This is a genomic window from Rhizobium sp. UFLA01-1127, from assembly GCF_059803845.1.
The window spans coordinates 1-11233 of sequence record NZ_JAUQTZ010000079.1 but is presented as its reverse complement, the minus strand read 5'-3'; the positions used below and the strand labels follow the sequence as shown (position 1 = coordinate 11233).

Here is an 11233-nt window from a genome sequence, read left to right as displayed (position 1 = left end):
GTACATGCCGACGCAAAATGGACAAGCAGCTGAGCCGGCCTATCTGATCTTCAAGTTGAAAACACCTTCGCGCGCCGAACACGGACCGTACGAGGGCTTGGACATCAAGGGAATTGGAGACACGATGCCGGCCTATATCATTTCCGATGTCACCGCCAGGGATGCGCAAGCCTTCCAGACATACCGAACCCGCGCAGCCGCTTCCATCGCCCACTATGGCGGGCATTATCTTGTCCGCGGCGGCCCGATCGAAAAGCTGGAGGGCGATTGGTCGCCGCGAGCGGTCGTGATCGTGGAATTTCCGAACTTAGAACAGGCGAGAGCCTGGTATCGCTCGCCGGAATATGCACATGCCCTCGAAGTTCGCGATCAGGCCCTCGGCCGCAATCTCATCCTTGTCGACGGAGTGAACCCGGAAGGCTGATGCGGAGGCCGTCACAGCAGCGTTCCATCCATATATGGTGCGAAATTGCCGTATCCCGACACAAATCCTTGTCTTCAAAGCCTAAAGATGACCATCAGCGTCTTGAAACCTTAATGCTTTGATGCCTATCTTTGTCATGTGATCGACTCAGATCATCGATGTGCATGTTCTGTTATTCAAGGAAGGAAGAGCGCTGACAACAGTACACGCCAAGGGAAGAACGCCTGTCGTTATCCCGAAGAGCCCGGAACGTGGCGCCGATGCCGCTGCCCGCGCCCTGCAAGCCGTCCTCGCAAGCCTCGAGGATTCCAAGGCCGAAAATATCGTCACCATCGACATTGCTGGCAAGTCCGCGCTTGGAGACTACATGGTCGTCGTCTCCGGCCGATCGAACCGCCATGTCCTGGCGATTGCCGACCATCTCATGACCGATCTCAAGGACGAGGGCTTCGGCAATGCCCGCGTCGAGGGTCTCGATGGCGGCGACTGGGTGTTGATCGACACCGGCGACATCATCGTTCATGTCTTCCGACCCGAGATCCGCGAGTTCTACAACATCGAAAAGATGTGGGCCGCACCCGATCTCGACGAAGGCACGCTGCACTAACCTCGCCAGGAACTCTTTCCCGGCCCCGGTGCGCAGCTTTTTGATCGCCGGAGATGAACCTCCGGCAAAGAGTTTCGTTTTGTGCCGCCATGACGGCGGATATGCGTGGGAGCGGGAATGCGGATAGGTCTTTTTGCGGTGGGACGGCTGAAGGCCGGACCAGAAAAGGATCTTGCGGCTCGCTATCTCGACCGTTTCGCCAAGGCCGGACCGGCCATCGGCCTGGAAATGGCGCGCATGACCGAGGTTGCCGAAAGCCGCGCCTCCAATAGCGAAACCCGCAAGCGCGAAGAGGCGGGTCTGCTGCAGAAGGCGCATCCGGAAGGCGGCGTCCTTATTCTTCTCGATGAGCGCGGCAAGGCGCTCGACAGCGAAGCCTTCGCCGCAATGCTCGGGACATACCGCGATCAGGGCAAGCGCGACCTGACGATCGCCATCGGCGGCGCCGACGGCCTCGACCCATCTCTTTACGACAAAGCCGACATGACCTTATGCCTCGGCAAATTGACCTGGCCGCACCAACTCGTGCGCATCCTGATCGCCGAACAGCTCTACCGCGCCGTGACCATCCTTTCCGGCCACCCCTACCATCGGGCGTGACTGCCTATCCGGCTTCGAAAACAGTTTGGCTTTCGGCCTTTTTGCGTTAACGAAGCGCTCACACAGGCGTGTTTTGATTCCCGCCCTGAAAATGACGATGCTTCCTACAGCGCCGCGCGTCACATGTGACGCGCAAAGGTCGCTGTAGCACTTTAAATCTGCTGCATAATTCCACCCTTAAATCGATTCCGATTTAAGGAATTATGCAGTAGCTGATCGCGGCAAATCAGCTTATTTTCGCGCGATCTGAGGAACCAGGCCGAACCGACTGGATGAGAAAAGCCCCGCCCATGCTCTCGCGTCTCATGCTGCCAGCTTTGGCGGCATCTCTCGGCGCGGGAGTTTATATGGCGGCCCCATTCTCCGTGAAGGATGTAGCCTTCGCGCAGGAAGCGGACACCGCTGCACCGCCGGCGCCCGACGATCGCCCTGTGATGACGGCAGCGCCGCCTGCGCAACAGGCACCCGATCCGGCGGCGGACCTTGCCCGCAAGCGTGATGAAACACGGGCACAGCTTTCGGCGCTGTCGAAGACGATCAGCCTCTCCTCCGACAAGACGAAGGAGCTGGAGGACAGCATCGCCTCGCTCGACAAGAGCACGGCCAGCCTGCGCCAGGCGCTGATCGACAGCGCCGCCCGCCGCAAGGAGCTGGATCGCAAGATCCAGCGGAGCGAGAAGACGCTGACGGACCTCGCGGTCAAGGAAGACAAGATCCGCGCCTCCCTGCATGAGCGCCGCGCGCTGCTGGCCGAGGTTTTGGGCGCGCTCGAGCGCATGGGGCGCAATCCGCCGCCGGCGCTCCTGGTGACGCCGGATGATGCGCTTGCCTCGGTGCGCAGCGCCATCCTGCTGGGCGCAGTCGTGCCCGGAATGCGCAAAGAGACGGACAAGCTCATCGCCGATCTCACCGATCTCAGCAAGCTGCAGGCCGACACCGCTGCCGAAAAAGCCAGCTTCGCCGCCACCATGGCCAACAGTCTGGAGGAGGAGCGGCGCATGGATCTGCTGATTGCGGAGAACGACAAGCACAGCAAGGAGAATGCCGCCCAGCTCGACATGGAGCGCAAGCGCGCCGAGGAACTGGCAGGTCAGGCGACAAGCCTGGAAGGACTGGTGGCTTCGCTGGAAAGCCAGATCGGCTCGGTGCGCGACGCCGCGGCTGCTGCCCGCGCGGAGGAGGCGCGCCGGGCGCAGATGACCGAGCAGCAGCGCGAGCAGGCGAAAGCCCTCGCCGAGAACGGCGTGCCCGATAAAAACCGCATTACGCCCGCATATCCGTTCTCAGACCTGAAGAAAAAGTTGGAGCTGCCCGTGGCGGGCGATACCCTCCGCCAGTTCGGCGACGACGACGGAACCGGCCACACCGCAATGGGACTGACCATCGCGACAGGCCCGGATGCGCTCGTCACGGCTCCCGCCGACGGCACGGTCGTCTATGCCGGCGCGTTTCGCAGCTACGGACAGATGATCATCCTGGACACGGGCGACGGCTATCACATGGTGCTGTCGGGAATGGACGCGATCAAGACGCGCCCCGGCAGATTCGTCTTCGCCGGCGAGCCCCTTGCCACCATGGGCCAAAAAAGAGTCGCGAGCGCGACCGCATTGGCGCTGGAAACGGATCGGCCAACGCTTTACATTGAATTCCGAAAAGATGGAAAACCAGTCGATTCTCGGCCCTGGTGGACCTCCAAAGACACTGGAAAGGCACGCAATGATACGTAGGGCTTCTCTTGTTCTCGTCGGCGCATTGATGGGTGCGACCGCGATGGGCGTTATCTACTCGGCGGTAGCGCCGGCGGAAGCCGCTGGCACTTCCACCTACAAGGAGTTGTCGATTTTCGGCGATGTCTTTGAGCGCGTCCGCGCGCAGTATGTGACGCCGCCGCAGGAAGACAAGCTCATCGAAGCCGCCATCAATGGCATGCTTTCCTCGCTGGACCCGCATTCAAGCTACATGAATGCCAAGGATGCCGAAGACATGCGCACCCAGACAAAGGGTGAATTCGGCGGTCTCGGCATCGAAGTGACGATGGACAACGACCTCGTCAAGGTCATCACCCCGATCGACGACACCCCCGCCGCCAAGGCCGGCGTGCTGGCGGGCGACTATATCACCGCCATCGACGGCCAATCCGTTCGCGGCCTGAAGCTGGAAGACGCCGTCGAGAAGATGCGCGGCCCGGTCAAGACGCCGATCAAGCTCACCTTGCTGCGCAAGGGCGCCGACAAGCCGATCGAGCTCACCATCATCCGCGATGTCATCGCGGTCGCGGCCGTCAAGTCGCGCGAGGAAGGCGGCGATGTCGGCTACATCCGCATCATCTCCTTCACCGAAAAGACGACGCCGGACCTCGAGGCCGCGATCGCCAAGATCAAGAAGGATATTCCGGCCGACAAGCTGAAAGGCTATGTTCTCGACCTGCGCCTCAATCCGGGCGGTCTGCTCGATCAGGCGATCAATGTCGCCGACGACGTGCTGGAGCGTGGCGAGATCGTTTCGACCCGCGGCCGCAACCCCGACGAAACCCGCCGCTTCAACGCCACCCCAGGCGATCTGACCGACGGAAAGCCGATCATCGTGCTCACCAACGGCGGCTCGGCTTCGGCTTCGGAAATCGTCGCCGGCGCCCTGCAGGATCTGCGTCGCGCCACCGTGCTCGGCACCCAGTCCTTCGGCAAGGGCTCCGTCCAGACGATCATCCCGCTCGGCGACGGCAACGGCGCGCTTCGCCTGACGACGGCACTCTACTACACGCCGTCGGGCCGCTCGATCCAGGGCACCGGCATCACGCCTGACATCAAGGTCGACCAACCGCTGCCGGACGATCTGAAGGGCAAGCTGACGTCGGAGGGTGAATCGAGCCTGCCGGGGCACATCAAGGGCCAGAGCGAAACCGACAAGGGCTCCGGCTCCTCGGCTTACGTGCCGCCGGATCCGAAGGACGATATCCAGCTCAACTACGCGCTCGACCTGCTGCGCGGCGCAAAGACGGATCCGTCCTTCCCGCCGAACCCCGAAAAGGCAGTTTCTTCCAAGTAATGAGATGGCGCCGGGCTGGAAACAGACCCGGCGCCTCCATAAGGGGGAGCGGAACAGCGCGCATCGTTCCGCTCGCTTCAGCCGAATGAATTCGGCCTTGTTCAAAAACAGTTTTGTTGATGCTTTGGCAGTTGAGAGCATGATGCCGAAAAGTGTGATCGGTTTTCGGACGACATCATGCTCTACTTCTTTGATTCTAGAGCGAATTCAGATTTTAGGTCGAATAGACCTAAAATCATCCGGCTCTAGGTGCTGCGGACATTTTTCCGCTTCGCTGCGAGAGCTATGTTCGCGGCCGAAACAGTTTTCCGCTTAGGGTGGACAGGAATTTTGGGAACGGATTTACATGCACCTTTGGGACAGAAGCGCGGCCTCGCCCGCCCGCGGCGCGCTATCCCCTTTGGGCGTATCCTCGGCGGGTTTTGTCTGATCGCGATCGCAGGCTTTTCCCTCTATTCGGCGCTTCTGCGCGATCAGCTGCAAAAGACCCAGCCGATCGAGACGGCAAAGAAAGAAGACCCTGCGCCTCCAGCCGAAGCAAAGCCGGCGCCAAGCAGCCAGACCAGCCTGACACAGGTCGATCCGCAGTCCGGCGCGAGTACCACGCGCGTCGTCACCGGCGACGGTTCAGTCGTCACCATGTTCAGCCCCACCAACCGCGACGGCAGCGGCCCCGTGTTGATCAATGCCAGTCAGATAGGGCAGGACCCGCGGATGGCAGCGACGCCGAACGACAGCCTGCTGGAGGATTCCCCTTTCGGCAAACTGCCGATTACGGGGCCGAGCGGCTTGAGGCCGATGGACCAATATGCCAGACCATGGTCCGGCGCCCGCGGCACACGCGTCGCCATCGTCGTCAGCGGCCTCGGCCTCAGCCAGACCGGCACACAGCGCGCCATCGAGAAACTGCCGGAGGAGATCACGCTCGCCTTTGCCGTCAGCGGCAATAGCCTGCAGCGCTGGATGCAGGAGGCAAGGCGCGGTGGCCATGAAATCCTCATCCAGGTGCCGCTCGAGCCGTTCGACTATCCCAGCAACAATCCAGGCCCGGATACGCTGCTGACGTCGCTGTCATCGGCAAAGAACATCGAGAACCTGCACAAGGCGATGGGCAAGATCACCAATTATACCGGCGTGATGAACTATCTCGGCGGTCGGTTCCTTGCCAATCCCGGCGCTATGGAACCGGTGCTGCGCGACATCGGCAAGCGAGGCCTGCTGTTCCTGGACGACGGCTCTTCGGCGCAATCTAAGTCCGGAACCCTGGCCAAGACGCTGGAAGTGCCGCATGCCTTCGCCGACGTACAGCTTGACGGCGAGCTGCAGCAGGATGCGATCCTCAGAAAGCTCGATGAGCTGGAGCGCATTGCCCGCCGCAACGGTTCGGCGATCGGCGTTGCCTCCGCTTTCGACGAGAGCGTCGATGCCATCAGCAAATGGAGCGAGGAAGCCGCCATGCGCGGCATCGAAATCGTCGCCGTCTCGGCGCTTGCCGACGACCCGAAACGTCCCTGATTCCTGGCCTGCCTGGGCCTGATCCCTGGAGAGAGAAATGAATGCGCCCCTGAGAGCCGAAGACCTGCCCTACCGTCCCTGTGTCGGCATCATGATTTTGAACAGGGAGGGCCTGGTGTGGGCCGGCCGCCGCATTCCGGATGGCAATTCCGAATATGATGGCTCGCCGCAGCTCTGGCAGATGCCCCAGGGCGGCATAGACGAGAGCGAGGATCCGCTGAAAGCCGCCTATCGCGAGCTTTATGAAGAAACGGGCATGAAAACCGTGACACTGCTGGCGGAAGCGAAGGATTGGATCAACTACGATCTGCCGCCGCAGCTGATCGGCATCGGCTTGAGAGGGAAATATCGCGGCCAGACCCAGCGCTGGTTCGCCTTCCGCTTTGACGGCGACGAGAGCGAGATCGCCATCAATCCGCCGCCTGGGGGCCACGAGCCGGAATTCGACGCATGGGAATGGAAGCCCATGGCGGCGCTTCCTGGCTTGATCGTTCCGTTCAAACGCTCGGTCTACGATCAGGTCGTTTCAGAATTCAGCCACCTGGCCGGCCTGATGGCCGAAGACTGAATGAAGAAAACCGGCCGCTTTGCGGCCGGTCGTAAGTCGCTGGTTATTCTGCGGAATCGGCGGAATCAGCATTGAGCTGGCCGTACTTGGCCTCGCCGATCTTTCCAAGCAGGTCGAGCTGGGTTTCGAGGAAGTCGATATGGCCTTCCTCGTCTGCCAGCAGCTCCTCGAACAGCTTCATGGAAACATAGTCGCCGGCGTCGTGGCAGATGTCGCGCGACTTCTTGTAGGCCGTGCGGGCGTCGTATTCGCCGGCAAGATCGGCTTCCAGCACTTCCTTGACGTTCTGACCGATGCGCAGAGGTGCGAGCGTCTGCAGATTCGGGTGTCCTTCAAGGAAGATGATACGGGCTACGAGGCGATCGGCATGCTGCATCTCTTCGATGGATTCCGCACGCTCCTTCTTGGCAAGCTTGGTGTAGCCCCAGTCTTCGAGGAGACGATAGTGAACCCAATATTGATTAACTGCGCCAAGCTCGAGAAACAGCGCTTCGTTAAGCCGCTCGATGACTTTTTTGTCGCCTTTCAATGTCCGCTCTCCTGTTGTCTTCATGGAATTTTTTCAGGCGGGACATGAAATCAAATATTTCAGTTTCCGTCGAGTGACGACGGGCATGATAATCCTCGGTTGTCTTGATAATTAGATCAACCACGTTCGGGAAACAGCCGCAGCAGCGCCCGCGCTTCGACATGGCGTGATAAACCTTGGCGGGAACGATGAGCTGCCAGCAGTCCTGATCGAGGAGTTCGGTGATGACCTCCCGGATTTCCTTGTCGGTGATGTAATTACAGCTACAAACCAGCATTCGTCGCTCAGCCCGTCAAACATGACATCTGCTGTCCTGTTATCTGCTAAAGAAGACGCCCTTTGTCAAGAAAGAAACGATTCGAATCTCGTCAGCCGGCCGAGCTCCGAAGCTTTTGCCGGCACGACCTCAGTAATCTAATGGAAATTGCGGCCCCGAGGCATGACTTTCGCCGTTTCGGCGCCATGGCTGCGGCCTTCCGCCGGTGCCTCCGCGCCGGAAGAGGGCGCCAGAAAGACGGACTTCCGCTTCTGCCTGTGATCCATGGTCGGCCGCAGCGTCTCATCGGCCCGGTCGGTGATACCGAAACGCCTTGCTTCCCGCTGCAGGATACCGAGCGCCGGGGTCATGTCCTCGATATGGTCGACCACCACATGGATGACACCGCTTTCGCTCTGCAGCCGGCCGCGGATCTTCACCAGCCGCGCACCCATGACAATGGCGCGGTATTTCTCGAATTTTTTCCGCCAGACGATCGCATTGGCCACGCCGGTTTCGTCCTCCAGTGTCATGAAGATCACCCCCTTGGCCGAACCTGGACGCTGGCGCACCAGCACCAGGCCTGCGATTGTCACCATCCGGCCGCTGGCGATCCCGGGCAGATCCCGGCTCCGCACGATGCCCATGCGGGCAAAATCGGCACGCAGGAAAGAAACCGGATGTGCCTTCAGCGATAGCGACAGATAGCGATAATCCTCGATGACCTGCTCGCCAGGCAGCATTTCCGGCAGCAAAACCGCCGGCTCGACCTGCAGCTCCGTATGATCGTTGCCGAGGTCGAAGAGAGGGAGTTTTTCGGCAGCACTGCCGGCATCGAGCGCCCGCACCGCCCAAAGCGCCTCACGACGGCTGAGGCCGATGGAGCCGAAAGCGTCCGCATCCGCCAGGCGCTCTATCTGCGCCTTGGCAAGCCCGGAGCGCAGCCAGAGGTCACGAACGGATCTGTAGCCATCGCCGCGGCGCTCGACAAGCTGCTTCAGCTCCTCCTCGGACAGACCTTTGACCTGCCGGAAGCCGAGGCGGACGGCGCATTGCGTCCTGATGATCCCGCGCATCGACGCGTGGCGCGGCTCGACCGCGTTCCGATCGAAACACATCTTCTCCAGCAGGCAATCCCAGCTCGAACGGTTGACATCCACCGGCCGCACCTCGACGCCATGTTCGCGCGCATCGCGCACCAGCTGCGCCGGCGCATAGAAACCCATGGGCTGCGAATTGAGGATCGCCGCGCAGAAGACATCGGGATAATAGGCTTTGAGCCAGGAAGAGGCATAGACGAGCAGGGCAAAGGACGCCGCATGGCTTTCAGGGAAACCATATTCGCCGAAGCCCTTGATCTGCTCGAAGCAATTCTTGGCAAATTCACGGTCATAGTTACGAGCGACCATGCCATCGATCATCTTCTTCTCGAAAGTATGGATGGTCCCGGTTCGCTTGAAGGTTGCCATCGCCCGGCGAAGCTTGTCAGCCTCCGCCGGCGTAAACCCCGCTGCCGTAATGGCGATTTGCATGGCCTGCTCCTGAAACAGGGGAACGCCCAGCGTTCGCTTCAGGACCTCCTTCAGCTCGTCGCTCGGATAGTCGAGCTCCTTTCCTGCCCGCTCGGCCTCCCGCCGCTTGAGATAGGGATGCACCATATTGCCCTGGATCGGGCCGGGTCGGACGATCGCCACCTCGATGACCAGATCATAGAATTTGCGGGGCCGAAGACGCGGCAGCATGCTCATCTGCGCCCGGCTTTCGATCTGGAAGACGCCGATCGTGTCGGCGCGGCAGATCATGTCATAGACCGGTATGCCATCGGGGTAGTTGGCGTAACCAAGATCGGAAAGCTGCTTCTTCACGTCGTAGTGCAGCAACAGCAGATCGAAAGCCTTGGCGAGACAGGTCAGCATGCCGAGTGCGAGCACGTCGATCTTCAATATGTTGAGATTGTCGAGATCGTCCTTGTTCCACTCGATCATGTAGCGATCGTCCATCGCCGTGTGCATGATCGGCACGACCTCGTCCAGCCGATCCCGGGTGATGACGAAACCGCCGACATGCTGGGTCAGATGCCGCGGAAATCCCATCAGGGTCGAGGCATGGGAAAGAACGTTCCGCGTCGTCTTGTCCTTGAGATCGAGGCCGGCAATCTTCGCCTCACGCTCGGACAGTTCCTCCGTCGACCAGCCCCAGACGCCGCTCGCAAGGGCGGACTGCACATCCTCCGACAAACCGAAGGCCTTGGCCACTTCGCGCCCGGCCGAGCGCGCCCGATAGCTGGTGACCGCCGCCGTCAGCCCGGCATGCTCCTTGTCGTAATGCCTGTAGATGAACTGGATGACCTCTTCGCGCTTCTCATGCTCGAAATCGACATCGATGTCAGGCGGCTCCTCGCGTTCCGTCGAGATGAAACGCTCGAACAGAAGCGTCGTGATTTCTGGATTGACTTCCGTAATCCTGAGACAATAGCAAACCAGGGAATTGGCGGCCGACCCGCGTCCCTGGCACAGGATATTTTCGCTGCGGGCAAACTCCATGATCCGATGCACCGTCAGGAAGTAGGGCTCATACTGCCGCTCGCGGATGAGCACGAGCTCATGCTTGATCTGCATTGAGACCTTTTCGGGAATCTTTTCGGGATAGCGCCATCTCGCCCCCTCCCATGTCAGCCGCTCCAGCGTTTCCGAAACGGTCTCACCCTCGGTGCTTTCGTCGGGGTAATTATGCTTCAGCTCATCCAGTGAAAAAGAAAGCCGGCTAAAAAACTTCTGCGTATTGGCAACGGCCTTCGGATACTCTTTGAACAGGCGGGCCATCTCGGCGGCACCCTTCAGATAGCGTTCGGCATTGGCTGCCAGCCTGAAGCCGGCTTCCGCGATCGGCACATGCTCGCGGATCGAAACGACGATATCGGCGAGCGGCTTGCGTTCGGTCGCGTGATAGAGCGGCTGGTTGCTGGCGATCAGCCGCACGCCATTGCGCTGTGCGATGATGGAAAGCGTGGCAAAGACCAGCCGATCCCGCCCGTCATAGGCCGGTGACAGGAGCATATGGAGTTTCCGGCCGAAGCGCATCCATAGTTTCGCCAGGCATTGCTCCAGCTTTGCCTGCTGCTCCGGCGCCTCGACGCTTTCGGCATCGGGAACGAGCGCCAGCATCATCTCGTCCCCCCATTCCATGAGGTCGCTTTCGTTAAGAATGCAGACACCCTTTTCGCCACGCAGATTGCCGGCGCTCAACAGCCGGCAGAGATGCGCCCAGCCCTTGCGGTTCTGCGGATAGGCAAGAATATCGGGCGTATCGTCCGAAAAGACCAGGCGAGCGCCGGGCTGGAAGCGATAGCCGTGCTGCTTGGCAATGACATGTGCCTTCACGACGCCGGCAACGCTATTACGATCGGCGATACCGAGGCCGGCAAGGCCGGCAATCTTCGCAGCCAGTACCATCTCCTCCGGATGCGACGCGCCTTCGAGAAAAGAGAAGTTCGTCTTTGCTCCGATCTCGAAGAAAGGCACGGGTTCATGAAAGCTCGGGTGCGCGTTCATGCGAAGACCCCGTGCATGTACCAATCCGGCGTCGTACCGCTTCGGCCATAGAGCCCCTTGCGGAACAGCCAGAAACGATGCCCCTCCTCATCCTCGACCTGGAAATAATCGCGGGCAGGCTCTTCCTTTTCCTCGACC

The 11233-nt window shown here is 60.5% G+C and carries 9 protein-coding genes and 1 pseudogene; 7 read left to right on the top strand and 3 right to left on the bottom strand.

Translation table 11 applies throughout. From position 1 onward, the window contains the following. The first annotated feature begins 124 nt into the window (after positions 1 to 124). The 7 genes and pseudogenes from Q4Q11_RS19465 (at position 125) to Q4Q11_RS19435 (ending at position 6759) form a co-directional block, all read left to right on the top strand. Positions 125 to 424 (top strand): DUF1330 domain-containing protein, encoded by a 300-nt coding sequence (locus Q4Q11_RS19465; RefSeq protein WP_498570545.1) that lies wholly within the window; start codon positions 125 to 127, stop codon positions 422 to 424. A gap of 164 nt (positions 425 to 588) precedes the next feature. After that, positions 589 to 1031: pseudogene (gene rsfS, locus Q4Q11_RS19460) on the top strand (ribosome silencing factor). Between the two features lie 117 nt (positions 1032 to 1148). Next, positions 1149 to 1631 (top strand): 23S rRNA (pseudouridine(1915)-N(3))-methyltransferase RlmH, encoded by a 483-nt coding sequence (gene rlmH / locus Q4Q11_RS19455; RefSeq protein WP_113213394.1) that lies wholly within the window; start codon positions 1149 to 1151, stop codon positions 1629 to 1631. A 272-nt stretch (positions 1632 to 1903) separates the two neighbouring features. Beyond that, the gene (locus tag Q4Q11_RS19450; RefSeq protein ID WP_498570544.1) at positions 1904 to 3358 is read left to right on the top strand and encodes a murein hydrolase activator EnvC family protein; all 1455 of its coding nucleotides are present in this window, start codon (positions 1904 to 1906) and stop codon (positions 3356 to 3358) included. Then, positions 3348 to 4676 carry a S41 family peptidase gene (locus tag Q4Q11_RS19445; protein ID WP_112505047.1) on the top strand — a complete coding sequence of 443 codons (1329 nt, stop codon included), beginning with the start codon at positions 3348 to 3350 and terminating at the stop codon, positions 4674 to 4676. Before Q4Q11_RS19450 ends, Q4Q11_RS19445 begins: the two co-directional genes overlap by 11 nt. Before the next feature lie 330 nt (positions 4677 to 5006). Further along, complete coding sequence (locus tag Q4Q11_RS19440) at positions 5007 to 6191, top strand: divergent polysaccharide deacetylase family protein (RefSeq protein WP_113213393.1); 1185 nt, start codon at positions 5007 to 5009, stop codon at positions 6189 to 6191. 37 nt (positions 6192 to 6228) lie between these two features. Further along, positions 6229 to 6759, top strand: a complete 531-nt coding sequence (locus Q4Q11_RS19435; RefSeq protein ID WP_112505053.1) for an RNA pyrophosphohydrolase — start codon at positions 6229 to 6231, stop codon at positions 6757 to 6759. Positions 6760 to 6802: 43 nt separating this feature from the next. Here the strand turns inward: Q4Q11_RS19435 and bfr are convergent, their stop codons facing one another. The 3 genes from bfr to Q4Q11_RS19420 form a co-directional block, all read right to left on the bottom strand. Further along, a complete protein-coding gene (bfr, locus tag Q4Q11_RS19430; protein ID WP_149637944.1) occupies positions 6803 to 7288 on the bottom strand; it encodes a bacterioferritin in 486 nt (161 codons plus the stop codon). After that, complete coding sequence (locus Q4Q11_RS19425; RefSeq protein WP_112505058.1) at positions 7254 to 7565, bottom strand: (2Fe-2S)-binding protein; 312 nt, start codon at positions 7563 to 7565, stop codon at positions 7254 to 7256. The genes bfr and Q4Q11_RS19425 overlap by 35 nt, the downstream gene beginning before the upstream one ends. A gap of 137 nt (positions 7566 to 7702) precedes the next feature. Further along, positions 7703 to 11095, bottom strand: coding sequence for an error-prone DNA polymerase (locus Q4Q11_RS19420; protein ID WP_498570543.1), 3393 nt, complete (start codon positions 11093 to 11095; stop codon positions 7703 to 7705). Between the last annotated feature and the right edge of the window lie 138 nt (positions 11096 to 11233).